Below are 22,467 nucleotides of genomic sequence, written 5' to 3'. Positions count from 1 at the left end.
CGGATGTCCTGGCCCGCGGTGAGCGCTCGTGATGGGGCGTCCCATCACGACCGCTCACCGCACGTCGGCGGAAGCGTCAGCCGGAGGTGAGGTCCTGGGTGCCGATGACGCGGAGCAGTTTCAACGCCTCGTGCGCCGGGGTGCCGGGCGTGGCGCTGTAGAGGACGACCTTCTGGTCCCGGTCCGGCACGACGAGGACGTCGCAGAACACCTCGAGCTCGCCGACGACCGGGTGCCGCATACGTTTCCTGGAGCCGCGCCGTACCTCGACCTGGTGCCGGTCCCATAGCCGCCGGAAAAGCTCGCTCCCGCCTTTCAGCTCGTCGACGAGCGACGCGATTCCGGGGACGCGCGGGTAGCGCCCGGCCGCCGTCCTCAGATCGGCGACGCTCTGCTGGGCGAACTTCCCGTATTCGTCGTCGTCCTCGATGAGGCAGGCGTCGGGGTGGAGGAAGAAGGCCCGCACGAGGTTGCGTTCGCCTGGCGGGATCTTCGAGAAGTCGACGATGAGCGCCGCCGCCATGTCGTTCCAGGCGAGGACGTCGTATTTGGCGTCCAGAACGTAGGCGGGGATGTCGTCGAGCCGTTCGAGCAGATGCAGGATGCCCGCCGGCACTTCCTGAGGAGGTCCCGGCGGCGGGCCGAGCCGTTCACCGGCGAGGTTGTACAGGTGGCTCCGCTCGTCATCGGAGAGCCTCAGCGCGCGCGCCAGCGCGGCGAGGATCTGCCTGGACGGCCTCGGGCCGCGCCCCTGTTCCAACCGGATGTAGTAGTCCACCGACATCCCGGCTAGACGGGCGACCTCCTCCCGGCGAAGGCCAGGCGTCCGGCGGCGCACCCCCGCCTGTAGCCCTACGTCCGCGGGTTGCACGCGCGCGCGGCGCGAACGCAGGAACGCGGCCGTCTCCTGCCTGTTCATGCCTTCCAGCATGGCGGACGAAACGGACGGTCGGCCGCCTCCAAGGTGGTATCGCCGATCCCAGCTTCGAGCGGTCTCTCCCACCGCCCGCCCGCCGGCGGCACGGTGACGCCATGAACACCACGCAGATCGCGCTCATCACCGGAGCCAACAAGGGGATCGGCTTCGAGGCCGCCCGCCTCCTCGGCGGGAGGGGCATGACCGTCCTGGTCGGCGCCCGCGATCCCGAACGCGGCGAGAAGGCCGCGTCCCTCCTGGCCGGCGAGGGGATCGACGCCCGGTTCGTCCGGATCGACGTGACGGACGCCGCGAGCGCCGAGGCCGCCGCCGAACGGATCGGCGAGGAGCACGGGCGGCTCGACGTCCTGGTCAACAACGCCGGCATTTCGCCGGCCTCCGCGTACGGCCCGCCGAGCGAGACCTCGCTCGCCGGCATGCGCGAGACCTACGAGACCAACGTGTTCGGCGTCGTCGCCGTCACCAACGCGATGCTCCCGCTGCTGCGCCGCTCCCCCGCCGGCCGCATCGTCAACGTCTCCAGCGAACTCGGCTCGCTGACGCTGCTGACCGACCCGTCCAGCCCCTTCTTCCCGTTCAACCTGCTGGCGTACAACTCGTCGAAGACGGCGCTGAACGCCGTCACGATCGCCTACGCCAAGGAGCTGGCGGACACCGCGATCAAGGTGAACCTCGCCAACCCCGGCTACTGCGCCACCGACCTGAACGGCAACAGCGGGTTCCGCACGCCAGTGCAGGGCGCGGCGGAGGTCGTGCTGCTGGCGACGCTGGACGAGGACGGCCCGAACGGCGCCTTCCAGGGCGGCGCCGAGGAGCCGGGGCAGCCCGTCCCCTGGTGACTCTCTCGCCGGGCCGGTCGCGGGGCCGGTCGCGGCGCGGCGCGCTCGCGGTTCAGCGTGCGGCGAGCGCGTCCCGCCCGGCTTCGCGCAGGGTCTTGAGGGCTTCGTGCGACGGCGTGCCGGGCGTGGTGGTGTAGAGGACCACGCGCTGGTCGCGTTCCGGCACGTACAGGACGTCGCAGTGCAGCTCCAGCGGCCCGACGACCGGGTGGACCATGCGCTTGCGGCTGCTGCGCCTGATGCCCACCTCCCCCGAGTCCCACAGGCGGGCGAACAGCGGGCTGCGCGCGGACACCTCCGCGACCAGCTCGGCGATGCCGGGGTCGCCCGGGTAGCGGCCGGCGGCGGCGCGCAGGTCCGCGACCGAGTCGCCCGCCAGCTCCGCCACGTACGCGTCGGTGTCGTACCGGGCGGCGGCCGGACCGGTGAACAGCCACCGGATGACGTTGCGCTCCTCGGGCGGCAGCGCGGCGAAGTCCGTCATCAGCGCCGCCGCCAGGGGGTTCCAGGCGAGGATGTCGTGGCGGGCGTTCAGGACGTAGGCGGGCGTGTCGTCCAGCCGCTCCAGCAGGTGCAGGATGCCTGGCGGGACCTCCCGGGACGGCCCTGCCGGGGGTTCCGGCGCCTCGCCCGCCAGATGGTAGAGGTGGCCGCGTTCGTCATCGGTGAGCCTCAGCGCGCGCGCCAGCGCGGCGAGGATCTGCCTGGACGGCCTCGGGCCGCGCCCCTGTTCCAACCGGATGTAGTAGTCCACCGACATCCCGGCCAGTTGGGCGACCTCCTCCCGGCGCAGGCCCGGCGTCCGCCGCCGCGTCCCCGCCTTCAGCCCGACGTCCTCCGGTCGTACGCGGGCCCGGCGCGAGCGTAGGAACGCGGCCAACTCCTGCCTGTCCATGCGTTCCAGCATGGCCGATGCCGCCGAGCGGCCGCCACGCGGAGGGTGGTACCGCCGATCCCAGCTTCGGGCGGTCTCTCCTCACGCGCGCGCGGCGGCCACAGGCTGAAGGCATGACCACTGCACAGATCGCGCTCGTCACCGGCGCGAACAAGGGAATCGGCTTCGAGACGGCGCGCATCCTCGGCTCCGGCGGCAGGACGGTGCTGATCGGCGCGCGATCCGAGGAGCTCGGCGAGAAGGCCGCCGCGGAACTGGCGGGCGAGGGCCTCGACGCCCGGTTCATCCGCATCGACGTCACCGATGAGGACACCGTCACGGCCGCGGCCGACCGGATCGGGTCCGAGTACGGGCGGCTGGACATCCTCGTCAACAACGCCGGGATCACCTCGACGGACGCCTCCGACCCGCGCCGTTCCACCCCGCCGAGCCGGACGACGGTCGCCCAGGTCCGGGCGGCGTTCGAGACGAACGTGTTCGGCGTCGTCGCCGTCACCAACGCGATGCTCCCGCTGCTGCGCCGCTCCCCTGCCGCCCGCATCGTCAACGTCTCCAGCGAACTCGGCTCGCTGACGCTGCACAGCGACCCGTCCGCCCCCGTGAACCGCGTCAACCTGCTTCCCTACAACACGTCCAAGACGGCGCTGAACGCCGTCACTGTCGCCTACGCCAAGGAACTGGCCGCCACCCCGGTCACCGTGGTCGCGGCCGCTCCCGGGTACTGCGCCACCGACCTGAACGGGCGCACCGGTCCCCGGACGCCGGCGCAGGGCGCGGCCGTGATCGCCGGGGCGGCGACCGGCACCGCACCGAACGGCGCGTTCATCGCCGAGGACGGGCCGGTGCCCTGGTAGTGGCGGGTCAGAAGAGGATGTGCTCCTTGGGCAGGCCGTAGAACACCAGCCGGCCGGAGTCGAGGAGCTCCAGGTCGGTGGGCCGCCAGGTGTGGCGGGTGGCGTCCGCGTGCCGGACGGTGACGAACGAGAACCTGTCGGCCGCGTACACCCGGACCCCGTCCGCGCGCAGCCGCCGGAAGAGGTCGGTGTCCTCGCCGCATCCGCGGTCGGCGAACCGGTACGTGCGCATCAGGTCGCCGTCGCCGAGCAGCGCCCCGCCGCGCACCACGTCCACATAGCGGTGCTCGTGCTCGGGGTAGCGCAGCACGGTCGCGTTTATGGACTCCAGCAGCGCGTAGTGGGCGAGCTTCCCGACGACGCCGGCGTCCGTGTAGGAGAAGGCGGGAAGCAGGTCGGACACGTAGTGCGGCCCGTACAGCTCGTCGTCGTCGATCTTGCCGATGTACGCGCCGTCGGCGGCCTCTATGCCGAGGTTGAGGCACTCCCCCAGGGACAGGGACGCGTCGGCGCTTCGGACGACGACGTCGTCGATCCCGGCGGCGATCGCCCGCTTCTCCACGTCCCGGGGATCGAGGTCGAGGCGGTGCAGGATCATCACGAGCTGCAGGGGCCGCCAGGTCTGCGCCGCGATCTGCTCGATCGAGGAGGCGATCTGCTCGGCCCGGCAGGTGGACAGGACGAGCGACACCGTCGGCGGCGCCGCCGGCGCCGGGCCGGTTCCGAGGCGCTCCAGCAGGGCGTCGACCCGGTGCCGGTAGGTGTGCCGGGCGTGCACCCGCCGCAGCGCCAGATGCGCCTGCCGGTCGCGTAGTTCCGGGGCCCGCAGGAGCGCGCGCAGGCTGCGCTGGGCCGCCTTGGTGTCCTCCGCCGCCGGGCCGAACAGCGGGCTCGCGTCCGCCCGGTGATGGATGACGGGGACGCCGGCCGCCGCCGCCTCGTACGCCAGGCGGGGCGCGGGCGCGATGAGCACGCGGAACCGCTTGCGGATCGCGACGGCCTCCGCGTACGGGCGCGGAGGCGCCACCCGCTGCCGGTACAGGCGGGGGAAGCCGGTGGCGTAGAAGTGGGCGCCGAGCCGGGGCGCGGGCGCGATGAGCGGTTCCGCGGCCTGGTCGTACTCGCCCTCGTACAGCAGCGGGTAGCGGCCGTGGTCCTGGACGCGCGTCGGGTTGTGCAGGCGGGGCTGCGCGGCGAACGGCAGGTGGTGGACGCGGTCGTGGCCGAGGCTGCGCCGGTGCTCCGGCACCGCCGCCGCGTCCACGGTGAAGACGTGGTCGAAGTGCCCGGCGGCGTCGCCGAGACCGGCGCCGGTGTCCCAGTAGGCGGTGGGGACGCCGCGCTCCCGGCACCACTCCGCCATCTCCGCGACGGGCAGGGCCGTCCCGACCGACTCCACGAGCAGCAGCCCCGGCGGCCGCTCCTCGAACGCCTCCCGCCAGCCGCCGGACGCGGTGACCTGCGTCCACTCGTAGCGGAGGTTCGCCTCCAGGACGGGTCCGAGGACGACGGCCGCGACGAGGCCGGGCCGGTTCACCGGGCCGTCCGGCGCCGCGGGCGGCGTCACCTCGATCGGCTCGGTCTCGGCCACGAGGACGTCGGGACGGCGGGTCCGCGCGGGCTCCCCGGGGGGCTCGGGCGGCGGGGGAAGGGGGCGCAGCGCCTCCCGGACGCGCTGGTACGAGCCCGGCGCCGCCGGGCGCCCGCGCAGCGCGGTCAGCGCCGGCCCGAGCCGTGACCAGCGCCGCGCCCGCAGCGCCTCGTGCTCCCACTCGGCCCGCTCGGCGCGGTGCTCGGCGAGGGCCCGGCGGCGGTCGAGGTCGCCGATCCGCCGGGCCGCCTCGTTGAGCGCGCCGATCAGCCGCTCGATCTGCTCGTCCCGGTCGGCCCGCTCGCGCTCCAGCTCGGCGAGGCGCAGCCGGACGGCCGCGTTGTCGGCGGCGAGCCGGTCGCCCCGTTCCCGGGCCGCGCGCGGCTCGGCGGTCGGGTCGGTCTCGGGCACGGGCGCTCCCGGAACGTGCGGAACTGGGCCTCTTCGCACGTTAACCGGGCCGGGGCCGGGGCCGGCGGGACGTCGCGCAACGTTCACCGAGCCGTCGACCACCGGTTGCCGCGATCCCGGACAAAGCCGCCGAAGCACCCGCCACAGCGTCCGGCGGCTCCGGTCAGATCGTGTACGGCAGCCGCTTGATCCCGTTGATGAAGTTGGACTCCAGCCGGTCGGGCTCGCCGGCCCTGATCGCGGGGACCTTGGCGAGCAGCTCGCGGAACATCACGGTGATCTCCCGCCGCGCCAGGTGGGCGCCCAGGCAGAAGTGCGGGCCGGGGCCGCCGAACCCGACGTGCGGGTTGGGGTCGCGCAGGATGTCGAACCTCTCCGGGTCGGTGAAGACCGACTCGTCCCGGTTCGCCGACCAGTAGTAGAGGACGAGCTTGTCGCCCTCCTTGATCTCGTGGTCGTTCAGCGTGGTGTCGCGGGTCGCGGTGCGGCGCATCCAGATGACCGGCGAGACGTACCGGACGATCTCCTCGACGGCGCCCGCGATCCGGCCCTCGAAGTCCTCGGTGAGCAGGGCGCGCTGGTCGGGGTTGCGGGTGAGCAGGTCCAGCCCGTGCGCGATCGCGTTGCGGGTCGTCTCGTTCCCGGCGACGACGAGCAGGATGAAGAACGAGCCCAGCTCCTGGTCGGTCAGCGACTCGCCGTCGATGTTGGCGTTGACCAGCGCGGACGTGAGGTCGTCGGTGGGGTCCTCGCGGCGCTTCCGGCCGAGCTCCTCGACCAGGCCGCGCAGCGTCTCGCCCGCGTTCAGCAGCGCGAGCGCGAGCTGCTCGGGGTCGCCGGCGGGGACGAACTCGGCGTCGTTGCCAGCGAGGATGACGTTGGTCGCGTCGAGGACGGTCCGGTACTCGTCCTCCGCGATGCCCATCATGTCGCAGATGATCTTCAGGGGCAGCCGGGCGGCCACGTCCGCGACGAAGTCGCCACTGCCGCCGCCCGCGGCGACGTTCCCGACGATCTCGGCGGCGACCGCCTCGACGCGATCCTCGAACCGCTGGATCATCCGCGGCGAGAACGCCCGGGACACGATCCGGCGGATCTTGGCGTGCCGGGGGTCGTCCATGCTGATCATCGAGCCGAAGTACTCGTGCATGTCGCCCGGCATGTCCGGGATGCTGATCGCGCCGCGGCCCGAGCAGAAGTCCTGCGGGCGGCGGGACGCCTCGACGACGTCGGCGTGCCGGGTGAGGGCGTAGTACCCCGGCCCCTGCGGCGCGATGACGATGTCGGGCTCCTCGAACCTGACGAGTTCGGGATGCCATCGCAGCGCCTTGAACGCCTCGTGCCGCTGGTCGTGCGGGCGGCGCCAGAACTCCCAGTCCGTCAGGTTGATGTCCTCGACGTTGAGCACGTGCTTTCACCTCGTCCGAACGCGATTCGGTTTACATGCACTGTCTCAAAGTAAAGTGCGCGACCGACACCGGACGGCGCGGTGACCCGCATCACACCGCAGCCCGAGCCTAGACCGTTCCGGACGGCTCCGGGGCGGTTCCGGGGCGGTTCCGCACGTTCGCCGTGGATCGTTCCGCCTCCGGACGCCCCCTCCCCGCCCCCGGCATGGGCGCGGGAAGAGGGCGCCCGGACGGGTCACAGGCGTGCCCACGCCTCCGTCAGCACCGAGCGCAGGATCTGCTCGATCTCGTCGAAGTGCGTCTGGTCGCAGGTCAGCGGCGGCGCCAGCTGGACGACCGGGTCGCCGCGGTCGTCGGCGCGGCAGTACAGACCCGCCTCGTACAGCGCCTTGTCCAGGAAGCCGCGCAGCAGCCGCTCCGACTCCTCCTCGTCGAAGGTCTCCCGCGTGTCCCGGTCCTTCACCAGCTCGATGCCGTAGAAGTAGCCGTCGCCGCGGACGTCCCCGACGATCGGCAGGTCCCGCAGCCGCTCCAGCGTCGCCCGGAACGCGTCGCGGTTGCGCATGACGTGGCCGAGCAGGTCCTCGCGCTCGAACAGGTCGAGGTTCGCCAGTGCCACCGCCGCCGACACCGGGTGCCCGCCGAAGGTGTAGCCGTGGGCGAACATCGTCGTGCCGTGCCGGAACGGCTCGAACAGCCGGTCGGCGACGAGCATCCCGCCGAGCGGCGCGTACCCCGACGTCACGCCCTTGGCGAAGGTGATGATGTCGGGCGTGTAGCCGAACCGCTGCGCGCCGAACATCGTGCCGAGCCGGCCGAACGCGCAGATCACCTCGTCCGACACCAGCAGCACGTCGTGCCGGTCGCAGATCTCGCGGACGCGCTCGAAGTAGCCGGGCGGCGGCGGGAAGCAGCCGCCCGCGTTCTGCACCGGCTCCAGGAACACCGCCGCGACCGTCTCGGCGCCCTCGAACTCGATGGCCTCCTCGATCCGGTCCGCGGCCCAGCGGCCGAACGCCTCCGGGTCGTCGCCGTGCTCGGGCGCCCGGTAGATGTTGGTGTTCGGCACCCGGAACGCGCTCGGCACCAGCGGCTCGAACGGCGCCTTCAGGCCGGGGAGCCCGGTCAGCGACAGCGCGCCGTGCGGGGTTCCGTGGTAGGCGACCGCGCGGCTGATCACCTTGTGCTTGGCGGGCCTGCCGGTCAGCTTGAAGTACTGCTTGGCGAGCTTCCAGGCGCTCTCCACGGCGTCGCCGCCGCCGGTCGTGAAGAACACCCGGTCCAGGCCGTCCGGCGCCAGCCCGGCCAGCCGCTCGGCCAGCTCGGCGGCCTTGGGGTGCGCGTACGACCAGATCGGGAAGTAGGCCAGCTCGGCGGCCTGCTTGGCGGCGGCCTGCGCGAGCTCCTCGCGCCCGTGCCCCGCCTGGACGGTGAACAGGCCGGACAGCCCGTCGAGGTAGCGCCGGCCCGCCGCGTCGTAGACGTACGGGCCCTCCCCCCGGACGATCATCGGGATCTCGCCGCCGTCCTGGGACGCCGAGTGCCGGGCGAAGTGCATCCACAGGTGGTCGCGGGCCGCCCTCTGCATCGGTTCGTTCTGCTGGCTGGTCACGTCCGGCTCCGTCATCACGCTTCCCTTGCTACGACCCGAGGACGCACGCAGATGCGAGCGATCCAGTTGTGATGATGCTAAGCGACGACGAAATTCGATGTAAATACGTATTCAGACACATGTATCCGTAGCGATGTGCTCACCTGGCCGCGACCCCCGGCCGCACCGCCGGACGGCGGCCGGGGTAGCGTCGCCCCGGGATCAAGGAGGCGAACACCGCATGGGCGACATCACGACCGGTTCGGTCAAGGCGAACGGCCTGGAATTCGGCTACCTCGCGGCCGGGCCCGAGAGCGGCCCGCTCGCGCTGTGCCTGCACGGCTTCCCGGATTCGGCGCACACCTGGCGGCACCTGCTCCCCGAGCTCGCCGCCGCCGGCTACCGCGCGGTCGCGCCCTTCATGCGCGGGTACGCGCCCACGTCCGTCCCCGAGGACGGCGCCTACCAGGGCGGCGCCCTCGCCGCCGACGCCAACGCGCTGCACGAGGCGTTCGGCGGCGGCTCCGACGCCGTCGTCATCGGGCACGACTGGGGCGCCTTCGCCACCTACGGCGCCGCCGCGGCGGCCCCCGACCGCTGGCGCAAGGCCGTCGCCATGTCCGTCCCGCCCATCGCGGTCATGGCGACGGCCTTCTTCGACTACGAGCAGCTCAAGCGCTCGTTCTACATCTTCGTGTTCCAGACGCCCCTGGCGGAGGCCGCCGTGAACCGCGCCTTCATCGAGGGCCTGTGGCGCGACTGGTCCCCCAAGGACACCGGCTACGCCGCCGAGGACGTCGACCACGTCATGGAGTGCCTCGCCACGCCGGACAACCTGTCGGCCGCGCTCGGCTACTACCGCGCCATGCTCGACACGTCGCGCCACATCGAACGCTATGCGGCCGAGCAGAAGGCGGCCACCTCGGTCGGTGTCCGGCCCGTCCTGTACCTGCACGGCGCCGAAGACGGCTGCCTGGGCGCCGACATCGTCGCCCCCGGGGACGATCTCAGCGGCGTCCTGGCGGGGCTCCCCGCCGGGTCGCGCGCGGAACTCGTCCCCGGTGGCGGCCACTTCCTCCAACTGGACCGCCCCGACGACGTCAACCGCCGCATCCTCGACTGGCTGTCCGCCTGACCGTCGGCGCCGGCCAGGGGGCCATGTGAACGGCTCCTCGGCCGACGCTCGGCCGGCGGTTCAGCGGCCGACCAGGTCGCGGAGGGCCTTGGCGATCTCGGCGGGCGCCTGCTCGGCCATGAAGTGGCCGTGGTCCACCGTCCCGTGCACCAGGTCGGGCGCCCACCGCGACCACAGCGCCCGCGCGTCGTAGCCGAGCGCGGCACCCCAGTCCTGCTGCAGGACGGTGACCGGCATCCGCAGCCGGTTGCCGGCGTCGCGGTCGGCCTGGTCGTGGGTCACGTCGATGCCGGCGGACGCGCGGTAGTCCGCGACGATCGACGGGACGGCGGCCCGGCAGGCGTCCAGGTAGGCGGCGCGGACGTCGGCGGGGATCGCCTCCGGGGCCGTGCCCCAGGCGTCGAGGAAGTGGCCGAAGAACGCGTCGGCGGTCGCGGCGATCATCTGCTCGGGCAGGCCGGGCGGCTGCGCCATCAGGAAGAGATGGAAGCCGACGGCGGCGCTCACCCCGTGCATCGCGTCCCACATCTCCAGGGTCGGCAGCACGTCCAGGCAGGCCAGGTGCGTGATCGTGTCCGGGTGGTCCAGGCCGGCGCGGAAGGCGACCAGGGCGCCGCGGTCGTGCCCGGCCAGCGCGAAGCGCTCGTGCCCGAGCGCGCGGGCGAGGGCGACGACGTCGGCCGCCATGGTGCGCTTGGAGTAGGTGTCCGGGCCGTCCTCCTCCGGCTTGTCGCTCGCGCCGTATCCGCGCAGGTCCGGGCAGATCACGGTGTGGTCCGCGGCGAGGTCGGCGGCGACGTGCCGCCACATCAGGTGCGTCTGCGGGAACCCGTGCAGCAGCACGATCGGGCTGCCCGAGCCGCCGACCGCCGCGTTCAGGGACACGCCGTCGGCGACGGGCACGCGCCGGTAGTCGAAACCGCTGATGGTCGTGGTCATGAGGTCGTCCTCAACTCTCTCGAAAGCTCTCTCGAACCGTTGTCCACAGGTTGCCGGGCGCGAATGAGCATCCGGTCAGCGCGCTAGCGTGAGCTTCGAGGGAGTTCCTGGGGAGGGGCGGGCCGGTGGGGGTCGTGTTCGGGGTGCTGGGGCCGGTGACGGCCTGGGACGCCGCGGGCGACCCGATCGCGCTGAAGGGGCCGCGGCACCGGGCGGTCCTGGCCCGGCTGATCGTCGCCCGGCGGCGCGTCGTCCCGGTCGGGCTGCTCGTCGACGATCTGTGGGACGTCCCGCCGGAGGGCGCGGTCGGCGCCGTCCGGACGTTCGTGGCCGCGCTGCGCCGGGCCCTGGAGCCCGGCCGTCCGCCCCGCACGCCGTCCCGGCTGCTGGTGACCGAGGGCCCCGGGTACGCGCTGCGCGCCGGGCCCGGCCAGGTGGACGCCTGGTGGTTCGAGCAGGCCGTGTCCGACGCCGCCGGCCTGCCGCCCGGCCGCGCGCAGCACCTGCTGGACGAGGCGCTCGGCCGGTGGCGGGGCCCCGCCTACGCCGACTTCGCCGAGGAGCCCTGGGCCCGCGCGGAGCGTTCCCGGCTGGCCGAGCTGCGGCTGCACGCGGTGGAGCGGCGGGCGCAGGCGCGGCTGGACGCCGGGCTGGCCGCCGAGACGGTCCCCGACCTCGACGCGCACGTCAGCGAGCATCCGTGGCGCGAATCGGGCTGGCGGCTGCTGGCGCTCGCCCTGTACCGGACGGGCCGACAGGCCGACGCGCTGGCGGTGCTGCGCCGGGCCCGCGGCATCCTGGCCGGGCAGCTCGGCCTCGACCCCGGCCCGGAGCTGCGGCGGATGGAGGCGGACGTGCTCGCCCAGGCCCCGGAGCTGGACCGTCCCGCCGAGCCGGAGTCGGCGGCGGCGCGGCTGTGGACGCGCGCGGCGGCCGACTACGACCGGACGGTCGCGGCCGGGGCCCGCGCGCGGCTGGAGTCGACGGTCGGCCTGCTGCGCGACCTGGCGCTGAGCGGGGGCGGCGGGCTGGAGGCCACCCGCGAGCACCGGCCGGCGGCCGTCGCCGCGGCGGAGGAGTTCGGCGACCCGGAGCTGACCGCCCGGGTGATCGGCGCCTACGACGTCCCGGCGATCTGGACGCGCGGCGACGACCCGGAGGGCGCGCGGCGGATCGTCGAGGCGGCCGAACGCGTCCTGCCCCGGCTCCCGGCGGGTCCGGCGCACGACGCGACGCGGGCGCGGCTGCTCGCCACGATCGCGCTGGAGATGCGCGGCACCCGGTCGCCGCGGGGCCCGGAGGCCGCCGCCGAGGCCGAGGCGATGGCCCGCGACCTGGACGATCCGGCGGTGCTGGCGTTCGCGCTGAACGGCGCGTTCATGCAGTCGTGCACGCGGGCCGGGCTCGCCGCCCGCCGCGACGCCATCGGCGCCGAGCTGGTAGGGCTGTCGGCCCGGCACGGGATGGCGACCTTCGAGGTCCTCGGCCACCTCGTCCGGCTCCAGGCGCGTTCCGCGCTCGGCGACTTCGCGGCGGCCGACGGCCACGCGGCCGCCGCCGACAAGCTGGCCGAGCGCCACGAGCGCCCGCTCGTCGGCGTGTTCACCCGGTGGTACGAGGCCCTGCGCCTGGCCGCGTCCGGACGGGCTCCGGTCACGGAGATGGAGGCGGCCTACCGGGCGGCGGCGAAGACCCTCGACGGGGCCGGAATGCCCGGCCTGTCCGACGGGCTGCTCCCGTTCGCGCTGCTCAGCGCCCGCCTGCTCGATCCCCGCCTGCTCGATCCCCGCGACCCGGCCCACAGCGAGCCGTTCGAGGTCGACCTGGCCGACGACTGGGGGCCGTACCGTCCATGGGCCGAGCCGCTCGCCCTGCTGGACGCCGGGCAGGACGGCGAGGCCCGAGCGGCACTGCACGCCCTGCCGGAGCCGCCCGCCGACCTGATGTACGAGGCGACGTGCTGCCTGGAGGCCACGGCCGCCCTGCGGCTCGGCGACCCGCCCGCCCTGCGGCGCGGCCGCGACCGCCTCCGGCCCGCCGCCGGGGAGCTCGCGGGCGCCGGCAGCGGACTGCTCACCCTCGGCCCCGTCGACGCCTGGCTCGCCCGGCTGGAAGCCGCCCTCGGCGGCTGAAGACGACGGCTACGGCCGAAGACGGCATCGGCGGCCGAAGACGGCGACGGGCCGGCCGGATGACCCGGCCGGCCCGCCACCGCCGATTCGCGGGAGCCCTGGCGCCGTCACACGCCCCAGTCGGGACGCAGCGGCATGTGGCTGTTGCCGTCCTCGTCGAGCTTCACACCGAGGGTCTGGTGCAGCTGGATCCAGTTCTGGTTGAAGCCGAGCACGCAGCCCGCCATGTAGACCCGCCACACCCGGGCGGTGCCCTCGCCGACCTCGGCGACGGCCTCGTCCCAGTGCTCGTCCAGGTTCCGGCACCAGCCCGTGAGCGTCCGCGCGTAGTGCTCGCGCAGATTCTCCTGGTGCCGGATCTCAAAACCCGCGTCGTTCATCTGCTGCTGGACGTAGCCCGGGCCCTCCAGCTCACCGTCCGGGAACACGTACCGGTTGATGAACCCGTTCTCCTTGCGCGGAGGCGCCAGGTTGTCCGGGCGGGTGATGGTGTGGTTCAGCATCCGCCCGCCGCGCTTCAGCTTCCCGTACAGGAACGAGAAGTACGACGGCAGGTTCTTCTTGCCGATGTGCTCGGTCAGCCCGATCGAGCTGATCGCGTCGAAGCCCGTCTCCGTCACGTCCCGGTAGTCCATGTGCCGGACCTCCGCCAGGTCCGACAGGCCCCGGTCCGCGATGGCCTTCTGCGCCCACTCGGCCTGCTGCTTCGACAGCGTCACGCCGAGCGCCTTCACGCCGTACTCCTTGGCGGCGTGCATCACCATGCCGCCCCAGCCGCAGCCCACGTCCAGCAGCCGCATCCCCGGCTTCAGGCCGATCTTCTTGGCCACCAGGTCGTGCTTGTGGAACTGCGCCTCCTCGAGCGTCGAGTGCTCCTCGGGGAAGCAGGCGCAGGTGTAGGCCATGGACGGCCCGAGCACCCACTCGTAGAACGTGTTGGACACGTCGTAGTGGTGCGAGATCGCCTTCGCGTCGCGCCGCTTGGAGTGCCGCAGCCACGAGGGGATGCGGCTGAAAGGGGCCTCCTGCGGCGGCGGGTCCAGCCGCCGTGACATCGCCGCGCGCAGCAGCGGGTCCCCCAGCACCCCGCCCACGATCCGCAGCTTGTCGCGCGGCGTCACGTCGCTGAGCACCTGCTGCATCGTCGTCAGCGCCTCGATCATGTCGCCGCTGACGTCGATCATGCCGGTGACGTACGCGCGGGCCAGCCCCAGCGCCCCCGGTGAGTGCACCAGATAGGACACCGCGTAGGGCGAGCGCACGTCGAACCGGATGGGCGCGCCGGGCACGCCCGACCGCGAACCGTCGTACGCCGTGAACTCCACTGGCGCCTCAGCCCCGGCGAGCTGCTCGAAGACCCTGGCCAGCGTCATCTTGATCCTCCTGTCTCTTCGCCCCGGACGGGACGACGGTGGTCGACCGCCGGCCCCTCCGGGGCACACCCCCCGAAACCGCGGACGCCGGTCAGCGTCCGCGCACGCACTTGTCGTAGAGGTCCAGCAGCCGCTCGCCGGGGTCGTACTCCCCCTTGAGCCGCCGGTAGGTCTCCCCGTCGTAGTACCGCCAGAACTCGTCCCTGCTGTAAAAAGCGGTCGAGTACAGGGACTTGTGGCCGTCAAGCTTGGCGACCGCGCGCTCGATCAGCCGGTTGTGGTACTCGGGGATCTGGCCCGGAGGCAGCCGGACCGTCCCCCAGAAGCCGACGTTCACGTACGGGCGGCCGACCTCCAGCGGGTACAGCGGCCACTGCTCCTTCGCGCGCAGCGGGCACAGCCAGATCGGGCTCATCCCGATCTTGTCGTGGAAGAACTCCAGGAACTCCGGCAGCCGCTCGACGGGCACCTCGATGTCCTGGATGACGTCCTCGCGCGGGCGCAGCCCGCGCCACCGCTCCACGCGCGCGAGGAGCTGGTGGCGCCGGTCGTAGGCGACCATCTTGCGGTACACGTCGGACCGCTTGTACTTGTCGGGCCACAGCCGCCGGACGGTCGGGTTCTGCACGCCGAACGCGCCCGAGCACCAGAACCAGTCGGTGTCCCAGCGCCAGATGTAGTCGCGCACCGTCAGGAAGTCGACCGAGCGCTCCTGGATCGACCGGTAGTAGATCCCCTGGCCGGTGTAGTCGGAGGTGTAGGGCGCGTCGTCGGCGAAGAAGCCGAGCGTGATGTACTGCTCGTCCGGGCCGAAGACCGTACCGTCGACGAAGTCGACGGTCTCGCCCTCGTACACCCCGGACTCGGTGATCTCGCCCATCGCCTTCGCGAGCTCCGCCGCGTCCCCGAACCGCAGGTGCCGCAGCCGGACGTACGGCCGCACCGGCCGCAGCTCGATCTTCAGCCGCAGCGAGTAGCCGAGCGTCCCGTAGGAGTTCGGGAAGCCGTAGAACAGGTCGGCGTGCTCGTTGTCGCGCGTCGCGGTGATGATCCGGCCGTCGCCGGTCAGCACCTCCATCTCGAGGACGCCCTCGTGCGGGAGGCCGTCCCGGAACGACGTCGACTCGATGCCGAGCCCCGTCACCGCCCCGCCCAGCGTGATCGTCTTCAGCTGCGGGACGACCGTCGGCATCAGCCCGTGCGGAAGGGTCGCGTCGACCAGGTCCTCGTAGGTGGTCATCCCCTGGACCTGCGCGGTCCGCTCGTCCGCGTCGACGCTGAGCACCCGGTCGAAGCCGGACACGTCCAGCCCCGGGGCCGCCGAGGGGTCGCGCCACCGGAACAGGTTCGAGGTCTTCTTCGCCAGCCGCACCGGCGTGCCGGCCGGGATCGCCTCGTACGATCGCCTGAGCGCCTCCACCGCCCGCTGGTGATCGCCCTTGAGCGCAAGCTCCGTCATCTACCCCTCCCTTGCATAGTTAATCCATGATCCCATGTACCGTCCACATAACCCGGACGTTAGGGTCATCACAGGTAGGGAGGGGAATAAAGCCACGGCGATGATCATGTGCGGTCCGGTTCCTCGGGGCAGGCCGCCGGCGGGGCGGCCAACGTTGACCTTTCCCCGCCCCTGCGCGCCGACAAACCCGCCCGGGCCGTCCGCGGGCCGCTACTTCACCAGCCGCAGGATCCACGGGTAGCGGAAGCCGTGCCCGGCGAGCGCGAAGACCGCCGCGATCGCCGACAGGATCCACGTCACCGCGTACAGCGCTCCCCCGACGCCGAACGTCACGATCGTGATCAGCAGCAGCGTCACCTGGAGGTTCAGCGCCTCCATCGCCTGCCGCCGGATGTACTCCGAGCGCTTGCCGCTCACCAGCATCAGCACCAGCGGGCCCACGAACAGCGTCGGCACCGCGACCGCGTGCGCCACCGCGGCCAGCATCCGGTCCTCCCCGGTCGGCTCCGCGAGTTCCAGACCGCTTCCCGCGCGCCCCCGCACCGGCTCCAGATCCCGGGTCACCGCCGCGAGGTCGTCGCGCGTCTTCGCCGTCATCGCCAGATGCGCGCGCATGTCGAACTCGTCGTGGTCGAGCCTGCCCTCGGCGTACGCGTCCTGGAGCCGCCGGACGACCGCGTCCCGTTCGGCGTCCGAGACCCGCAACCGCCCCACCGCGTCACTGCTGTCCATGCCTCCATGCTCGGCGGCGCGCCCGCCGCGGGCCATCAGGGAAGACCCTGACGATCCCCTGAGTCGAGCCGGAGGTACTCCTTCCCTGGGGTGAGCGTGCCGCCGAACAGGTCCGGCACCGTCACGAACGAGTACCCCTGCGCCGCCAGCCTCTCGATGATCGCCGGGATGGCCGCGACGGTCGTCGGATGGATGTCGTGCATCAGCACGATGTAGCCGGGCTTGACCGCCTTCAGCACGCGCCGCTCGACGTACTTCGTGTCCCGGTGCTCCCAGTCGAGCGGGTCGACCGTCCAGAGCACCTGCGCCATCCCCATCCGCGTGGCGATGCCGGTCAGCCGCTTCGACAGCGACCCGTACGGCGGCCGCAGCATGGTCGGCGTGACCCCGGACGCCCGCCGGATCGCCTCCTGGGTCCGGGTCAGCTCCGACATGATCTTCTTCGTGGGCGCCCGGCCGAGGTCGGCGTGCGTGTAGCTGTGGTCGGCGACCTGGTGCCCGGCCTCGTGCTCGCGCCGCACCAGCTCGGGGAACTTCGCGGCCTGCTCCCCGACGATGAAGAACGTCGCCCGCACATGGTGCGCGGCGAGGATGTCCAGCAGCCGGCCCGTGCCCTCGGCGGGCCCGTCGTCGAAGGTCAGCGCCACGCACTTGGCCCGCGTGCAGTCCACCCGCGCCGGTGCGGCGGGCGGCGCGGGACCGCGCGGCGCGCTCTTGCGGCCGGCGTGCCCGGTCCCCCCGGCCGGCGCGGACGCCGAAGCGAGCCCCACCCGCCGCGGCCCCGGGCCCAGGGTGCTCAGCGCCCCGCACACGGTGGCCGCGAGCACGGCGGCGGCCGCCCGCCGGACCACGATCGGCCCGTCCATCAACACCCCCCGCTGTTGATCTCCCAGGCCCGGCCAGTCTAGGGTGCTGTGCCCGGCTCGCCGGGGACGCCGCCGCTGTGTCGGGAACCCGGCCGCGCCGCGTGTTCGTTGTCCGCAGACACCCCACAGGTCCCGTTCCCCCTCCGGGGCCGCCCGACGACAGGACAGGCGATGAGGTTCCGGGACCGTTTCGGCATCCGCCGGCACCGCGGCCAGACGGTGGCCAAGCTCGACCGCGAGGCCACGGCCGCCGACATCGAGGCGCTGATCTCCTTCGCCCGCGACCGCCGGGGCGTCGAGTTCTACGTCGAGCCGGAGACCTTCGCCACCGACACCACCGCGGTCGCGGTCGCCCACGACGGCGAGTGGACCCGCCGCCGCGTCGGCTCCCCCAAGGTCATCGGCAAGGTCGCCCGCGACCTCGGCGTCCCCGCCTACGACGTCCAGATCGTCGGCTACCCGCCGCGGATGCGCGCCTGGAACGAGCGCAACCGCGACCGCCGCATCGACCCCGGCACCCCCGGCCAAGCCGTCCGCCCCTGACCCGTCCGCCCAGGCCATCCGGCTCGAGACCCCGAGTCCCGAGCCGCCCGGCCCTGAACGCCCGGCCCCGGCTCTCGGGCCAAGCGGTCCGGCCTAAGAGGCCCGGCGCCGAGACGCCCGGTGCCGAGACGGCCCGTGCGAGACGGCCCGTGCGAGACGGCCCGTGCGAGACGGCCCGTGTCGGGGTGTCAGGTGGGGGGCCAGCGGCGGAGGAGGGCGTCGACGGCGTCCAGGGTCCGGTGCCAGGACGCGTCGACATCGCGCGCCGCGCGCGAGTGGTCGAACCCGCCCGCCTCCTCCAGGCTCACGTAGCCGTGGAACACGCTGCCCAGCAGCCGCACGGCGTCCGTCTGGTCGGGCTCCGCCAGGTCGTAGCCGCGCAGGATGGCCCGCATCATCTCCGAGTGCCGGCCCGCGGCGCTGGCGGCCGCCGTCTCGGGGTCGAGCCGGAGCCGCGCCGCGGTGTAGCGCCCCGGATGCTCCTTCGCGTACGCCCGGTAGGCGCCCGCGAAGGCCACCAGGGCGTCCTTGCCCGCGCGGCCCGCGAGCGCGTCGGCGGCCCTGTCCGCGAGCTCGGCGAGCGCCAGCACCGCCACCCGGGTCCTGAGGTCCTGCACGTTCTTGACGTGCGAGTACAGGCTCGCGTCCTTGACGCCGAACCTGCGCGCGAGCGCGGACACCGTCACGTTGTCGAAGCCGACCTCGTCCGCCAGCTCCGCCGCCGCCCGCGTCACGCGCTCGGCGCTCAGCCCCGCCCGCGCCATCGGGCCCCCTCACATGCCTATGCCTTCAAAGTAACTCCCTAATTCTCCTAGGTAACCCGAGCCGGTGTCCCCTCGCAACACCACCCGCGCTCCACGCGTCGCGAGGTAACGAGGGGTCAGCCGGCCTCTTGGGTCGGTTCGTCGTGGTAGGCGGCCGCCAGTTGGCCGGGCGTCATGCCGATGCGGGCCTGGGCAGGAGGGATGCCGGCGTCGATGAGGCTGCGCAGCAGGACGGCCATGGAGTACGAGGGGTCGGCCTCCAGAGCGCGCTCCAGGGCGACGTTGGCCAGGCCGCCGTCGCCCGCGGTGTAGGCGGCGAACGCCAGGAGCGACGCGGGGGCCGGGACGTAGGGCGGCTCGACGCGGCGGAGGACGTCCCGCCAGAAGGCGATGTCGGCGGCGGGCGCGTCCTCGTCGATGCGGATCCACGCCTCGTCGCGGACGCGCAGGTCGGTGAGGAGGAAGCCGAGCCGGGCGACGTCGTCGTCGGTGGGCCGGGTGCCGCCGCGGGCCCGGGCGAGGACGCGGGGGACGTGGTCGAGGCCCTCCTCGGTGGTCCGCGACCGGAACCGGGGCCCAGGTTCCCGGGCCCAGCGCAGGAAGCGTCTCTCGGCCCGTTCGGTGGCGCGGCGCATGGACTCGCGGGCGAGTCCCTCGACGGGCTGGACGGACCGGACGAGCTCGTCGCGGTCGGCGAGCGCGACGTGCCCGGCGAGGGTGGCCTGCGCGGCGATGAGGCTGGTGGAGATGTCGTAGGGCGTGCCTTCGGCGGGGCAGCAGGCGTCGGTGCAGGTGAGGGACCACCAGCGGCCGTCGCAGACCCGGACGGACTCCAGGACGTCCAGGCCGGCGGCGGTGAGGGCGGCGGCCGTGGAGCCGGCGGAGCCCTCGACCTCGTCCGCCGGCCCGTAGCCGAGCAGCAGCGCCTTGCGGAACCCGTTGCCGGAGAGCAGCCCGGCGATGCGTTCACCGGCCCCGGCAGGAACCAGTAAGTCGAGCCGGACCGCGCAGGTCCCGTGCGGGCCGTCGTAGCCGATGACGACGAGGCTGCGGGACGGGTGGAACCCCAGCAGGTAGGGAACGGCGGAGATGGCGTCCTGAGCGGAGCGGATGACCAGTGCTGTCATGCCCTCGACACTGGCAGCCGCGCCCGGAGGGTGAAAGCGCCGCCGAGAATGTGGATAACCTCAGGCGTCGAGGATCTGCTGCGGCCGGCTGACGACGGGGGGCTCGGTCGACCAGGGGAAGTTGATCCAGCGGTCGGTGTGCCGCCAGACGTACTCGCACTTGACGGTCGAGTGCGGCTTCTCGTAGACGACGGCGCAGCGGACGTCGGCGACGTGGTCGGCGCAGAAGTCCCGGACGAGCTTGAGCGTCGCGCCGGTGTCGGCGACGTCGTCGGCGACCAAAACCTTGGCGCCGGACAGGTCGACGGCGTTCGGCACGGGCGGGAGCATCACCGGCAGGTCGAGGCGCTGGTCGACGCCGGTGTAGAACTCGACGTTCATGACGTGGAGGTTCTTGACGTCCAGCGCGTAGCCGAGGGAGCCGGCGACGAACAGCCCGCCGCGGGCGATGGACAGGATCAGGTCGGGCCGGTAACCGCTGGCGGCGATCTCCTGGGCCAGCTCACGTCCGGCGGTGCCGAACAACTCCCAGGTCAGGACTTCTCTTTCAGCAGACACGGCCCCTATCTTGGCCGACCCGCCGCAAAGGGCGTTAACCGGACCGGCCACAGGTCGATGATGATCCCGCGCAGGCCCGGCACCGCCCCCGGACCGGCCGGTGCGGGGCGGCCACGGAGATGACCGGCCGGTCGCGCGGTGCTCGTCTCCGCGTCCGGACGCGGGTGTCCGCCGCGGGCTGTAGCGTTGGGCGACGTGCCCGCCCCTGATCTGCTGACCGACAGCGACACCCAGATTCCGGACATGCCAACCCTGCTGTCCGCCGCCGTCGAGGCCATCGGGGGCGCCGAGCGCCCCGGTCAGGTGGAGATGGCCGGCGCGGTGGAGAAGGCCATCGCGTCGGGCGAGCACGTCGCGGCGCAGGCGGGCACCGGGACGGGCAAGTCGCTGGCCTATCTCGTCCCGGCGATCCGGTACGCGGTCGAGAAGCAGACGACCGTGGTGGTGTCGACCGCCACGATCGCGCTCCAGCGCCAGCTCGTCGACCGCGACCTGCCGCGGCTGGCCGAGGCGCTGAACCCGCTGCTCGGCCGGGAGCTGAAGTTCGCGATCCTCAAGGGCCGGCGCAACTACCTGTGCCTGCACCGGGTCCAAACGGGCGCGCCGGACGAGGATGAGGGCGGCGGCGGGCTGTTCGACCCGCAGCAGCTGTCCACGCTGGGACGCCAGGTCAAGCGGCTGAACGAGTGGGCCGAGGAGACCACGACCGGCGACCGGGACGAGCTGGTCCCCGGGGTGAGCGAGCAGGCGTGGCGGCAGGTGGCGGTCACCGCGAAGGAGTGCCTGGGCGCGCAGCGCTGCCCGCAGGGGACGGAGTGCTTCGCCGAGCTGGCCCGCGCCGAGGCGGGCGAGGCGCACATCGTGGTCACCAACCACGCGCTGCTGGCGATCGACGCGCTGGAGGAGTTCCAGGTCCTGCCGGAGCACGACGTGGTGATCGTCGACGAGGCGCACGAGCTGGTCGACCGGGTGACGTCCGTCGCGACGGGCGACCTGAGCGCGGCCGGCGTGGAGATGGCGGCGCGGCGCTGCGGGCGGCTGGTCGAGGAGGGCGTCGCCGACCGGCTCAAGGAGTCCGCGGAGGGGCTCGCCGTCCTGCTGGAGGACCTGCCCGCGGGGCGCATGGACGTGTTGCCCTCCGCGCTGGGCACGACGCTCGCGGCCACGCGGGACGCCCTGCACGCCTGCGTCACGGCGATCGGGCCGGAGAAGAAGGACGCCGACCCCGGTGACATGGCCGCCCGCAAGGCGGCGCGGTCGTCCCTGGAGGAGCTGCACGACACGGCGGTCCGGATGCTGGAGTCGTTCCAGCCCGAGATGTCGCAGCGGTTCGACGTGGTGTGGCTGGAGAAGCCGTTCGTCCAGGACGGGCGCCCAAAGCGTCCGCCGGCGCTGCACGTCGCGCCTATCGGGGTCGGGGGGCTGCTCCGGACGACGCTGTTCGAGCAGCGCACGGCCGTACTGACGTCGGCGACGCTCACGCTGGGCGGGTCGTTCGAGCCGCTGGCGCGGCAGTGGGGGCTGCCGCCGCTCGGCGAGAACGCGCCGAAGGACGCAAAGACGGCCGCCGAGGGCCTCGCGCAGACCGCCACCGACGGCAAGGACGCGGACAAGGACGGCAAGGAGATCATCTGGTCGGGCCTGGACGTCGGCTCGCCGTTCGACCATCCGAAGTCCGGCATCCTGTACGTGGCGCGGCACCTGCCGCAGCCCGGACGGGACGGCCTCGCCGACGCGTACCTGACGGAGATCACCGAGCTGATCGAGGCGGCGGGCGGCCGGACGCTCGGCCTGTTCTCCTCGATGCGGGCCGCCCGGCAGGCCGCCGACGAGCTGAAGGACCACCTGTCGCACCCGCTGCTGTGCCAGGGCGAGGACTCCACGTCCCTGCTGGTCAAGCAGTTCGCGGAGGACGAGCGGACGTGCCTGTTCGGGACGCTGTCGCTGTGGCAGGGCGTGGACGTCCCCGGCCCCTCCCTCCAGCTCGTCATCATGGACCGCATTCCGTTCCCGCGCCCGGACGACCCGGTGTCGTCGGCGCGCGCGCGGGCGGTGGCCGCGCGCGGCGGCAACGGCTTCATGGCGGTCTCCGCGACGCACGCGGCGCTGCTGCTGGCGCAGGGCGCGGGACGCCTGCTGCGGTCGATGGACGACCGCGGTGTGGTCGCCGTGCTCGACCCTCGGCTGGCGACGGCGCGCTACGGCGGCTTCCTGAAGAACTCGCTGCCGCCGTTCTGGGCGACGACCGACCCGGACGTGGTGCGCGGCGCGCTGCGGCGCCTGGACGCCGCCGCGTCCGGGTCGTGACGGCC

The 22,467-nt window shown here is 73.1% G+C and carries 19 protein-coding genes; 6 read left to right on the top strand and 13 right to left on the bottom strand.

Features of this window, described 5'->3' with window-relative positions:
• Window positions 1-76: 76 nt before the first annotated feature.
• On the bottom strand, window positions 77-919 hold the full coding sequence (locus ABT299_RS40720; RefSeq protein WP_500254022.1) for a helix-turn-helix transcriptional regulator: 843 nt from the start codon (window positions 917-919) through the stop codon (window positions 77-79).
• A gap of 113 nt (window positions 920-1,032) precedes the next feature.
• Between ABT299_RS40720 and ABT299_RS40715 the strand changes: the two genes are divergently transcribed.
• Window positions 1,033-1,776: an SDR family oxidoreductase gene (locus ABT299_RS40715; protein WP_500254021.1), complete on the top strand. Its 744-nt coding sequence runs from the start codon at window positions 1,033-1,035 to the stop codon at window positions 1,774-1,776.
• Window positions 1,777-1,828: 52 nt separating this feature from the next.
• Here the strand turns inward: ABT299_RS40715 and ABT299_RS40710 are convergent, their stop codons facing one another.
• Window positions 1,829-2,671 carry a helix-turn-helix transcriptional regulator gene (locus ABT299_RS40710; protein WP_387029575.1) on the bottom strand — a complete coding sequence of 281 codons (843 nt, stop codon included), beginning with the start codon at window positions 2,669-2,671 and terminating at the stop codon, window positions 1,829-1,831.
• Window positions 2,672-2,784: 113 nt separating this feature from the next.
• Here ABT299_RS40710 and ABT299_RS40705 point away from each other — a divergent pair, with 113 nt between their 5' ends.
• On the top strand, window positions 2,785-3,525 hold the full coding sequence (locus ABT299_RS40705) for an SDR family oxidoreductase (RefSeq protein WP_500254020.1): 741 nt from the start codon (window positions 2,785-2,787) through the stop codon (window positions 3,523-3,525).
• A 7-nt stretch (window positions 3,526-3,532) separates the two neighbouring features.
• Here the strand turns inward: ABT299_RS40705 and ABT299_RS40700 are convergent, their stop codons facing one another.
• From ABT299_RS40700 to ABT299_RS40690, 3 genes are all read right to left on the bottom strand, one after another.
• The gene (locus ABT299_RS40700; RefSeq protein ID WP_500254019.1) at window positions 3,533-5,527 is read right to left on the bottom strand and encodes a glycosyltransferase family protein; all 1,995 of its coding nucleotides are present in this window, start codon (window positions 5,525-5,527) and stop codon (window positions 3,533-3,535) included.
• A 163-nt stretch (window positions 5,528-5,690) separates the two neighbouring features.
• Window positions 5,691-6,935: a cytochrome P450 gene (locus ABT299_RS40695; RefSeq protein WP_190858128.1), complete on the bottom strand. Its 1,245-nt coding sequence runs from the start codon at window positions 6,933-6,935 to the stop codon at window positions 5,691-5,693.
• Between the two features lie 236 nt (window positions 6,936-7,171).
• Entirely contained in the window at window positions 7,172-8,563 is a 1,392-nt protein-coding gene (locus ABT299_RS40690; RefSeq protein WP_190858130.1) for an aspartate aminotransferase family protein, read from the bottom strand.
• Window positions 8,564-8,768: 205 nt separating this feature from the next.
• Between ABT299_RS40690 and ABT299_RS40685 the strand changes: the two genes are divergently transcribed.
• Entirely contained in the window at window positions 8,769-9,662 is an 894-nt protein-coding gene (locus ABT299_RS40685; protein WP_387029565.1) for an alpha/beta fold hydrolase, read from the top strand.
• Between the two features lie 60 nt (window positions 9,663-9,722).
• Here the strand turns inward: ABT299_RS40685 and ABT299_RS40680 are convergent, their stop codons facing one another.
• On the bottom strand, window positions 9,723-10,601 hold the full coding sequence (locus ABT299_RS40680) for an alpha/beta fold hydrolase (protein WP_387029563.1): 879 nt from the start codon (window positions 10,599-10,601) through the stop codon (window positions 9,723-9,725).
• Between the two features lie 125 nt (window positions 10,602-10,726).
• Here ABT299_RS40680 and ABT299_RS40675 point away from each other — a divergent pair, with 125 nt between their 5' ends.
• Window positions 10,727-12,733 (top strand): AfsR/SARP family transcriptional regulator, encoded by a 2,007-nt coding sequence (locus tag ABT299_RS40675; RefSeq protein WP_500254018.1) that lies wholly within the window; start codon window positions 10,727-10,729, stop codon window positions 12,731-12,733.
• A 107-nt stretch (window positions 12,734-12,840) separates the two neighbouring features.
• Here the strand turns inward: ABT299_RS40675 and ABT299_RS40670 are convergent, their stop codons facing one another.
• The 4 genes from ABT299_RS40670 to ABT299_RS40655 form a co-directional block, all read right to left on the bottom strand.
• Window positions 12,841-14,106: an SAM-dependent methyltransferase gene (locus ABT299_RS40670; protein ID WP_190858138.1), complete on the bottom strand. Its 1,266-nt coding sequence runs from the start codon at window positions 14,104-14,106 to the stop codon at window positions 12,841-12,843.
• 91 nt (window positions 14,107-14,197) lie between these two features.
• Window positions 14,198-15,565: an FAD-binding oxidoreductase gene (locus ABT299_RS40665; RefSeq protein ID WP_190858141.1), complete on the bottom strand. Its 1,368-nt coding sequence runs from the start codon at window positions 15,563-15,565 to the stop codon at window positions 14,198-14,200.
• Between the two features lie 210 nt (window positions 15,566-15,775).
• Window positions 15,776-16,297, bottom strand: coding sequence for a DUF1707 and DUF4870 domain-containing protein (locus ABT299_RS40660; RefSeq protein ID WP_190858143.1), 522 nt, complete (start codon window positions 16,295-16,297; stop codon window positions 15,776-15,778).
• Window positions 16,298-16,332: 35 nt separating this feature from the next.
• The gene (locus tag ABT299_RS40655; protein ID WP_500254017.1) at window positions 16,333-17,163 is read right to left on the bottom strand and encodes a polysaccharide deacetylase family protein; all 831 of its coding nucleotides are present in this window, start codon (window positions 17,161-17,163) and stop codon (window positions 16,333-16,335) included.
• A 171-nt stretch (window positions 17,164-17,334) separates the two neighbouring features.
• On the opposite strand from ABT299_RS40655, the gene ABT299_RS40650 reads away from it, so the two are divergent.
• On the top strand, window positions 17,335-17,706 hold the full coding sequence (locus ABT299_RS40650; protein WP_190858145.1) for a hypothetical protein: 372 nt from the start codon (window positions 17,335-17,337) through the stop codon (window positions 17,704-17,706).
• A gap of 188 nt (window positions 17,707-17,894) precedes the next feature.
• Here ABT299_RS40650 and ABT299_RS40645 read toward each other — a convergent pair whose 3' ends face one another.
• The 3 genes from ABT299_RS40645 to ABT299_RS40635 all read right to left on the bottom strand — a co-directional run bounded on the left by ABT299_RS40645 (window position 17,895) and on the right by ABT299_RS40635 (window position 20,155).
• Window positions 17,895-18,470: a TetR/AcrR family transcriptional regulator gene (locus tag ABT299_RS40645; protein ID WP_500254016.1), complete on the bottom strand. Its 576-nt coding sequence runs from the start codon at window positions 18,468-18,470 to the stop codon at window positions 17,895-17,897.
• 116 nt (window positions 18,471-18,586) lie between these two features.
• A complete protein-coding gene (locus ABT299_RS40640; RefSeq protein WP_500254015.1) occupies window positions 18,587-19,597 on the bottom strand; it encodes a DUF4192 domain-containing protein in 1,011 nt (336 codons plus the stop codon).
• 60 nt (window positions 19,598-19,657) lie between these two features.
• Complete coding sequence (locus ABT299_RS40635) at window positions 19,658-20,155, bottom strand: phosphoribosyltransferase (protein WP_151544774.1); 498 nt, start codon at window positions 20,153-20,155, stop codon at window positions 19,658-19,660.
• A 243-nt stretch (window positions 20,156-20,398) separates the two neighbouring features.
• Between ABT299_RS40635 and ABT299_RS40630 the strand changes: the two genes are divergently transcribed.
• Window positions 20,399-22,462, top strand: coding sequence for an ATP-dependent DNA helicase (locus ABT299_RS40630; RefSeq protein WP_500254026.1), 2,064 nt, complete (start codon window positions 20,399-20,401; stop codon window positions 22,460-22,462).
• Window positions 22,463-22,467 lie beyond the last annotated feature (5 nt).

The organism is Spirillospora sp. NPDC000708 (assembly GCF_040299565.1).
Classification (GTDB): Bacteria; Actinomycetota; Actinomycetes; order Streptosporangiales; family Streptosporangiaceae; genus Spirillospora.
This window is presented reverse-complemented; position numbering and strand designations above follow the sequence as displayed.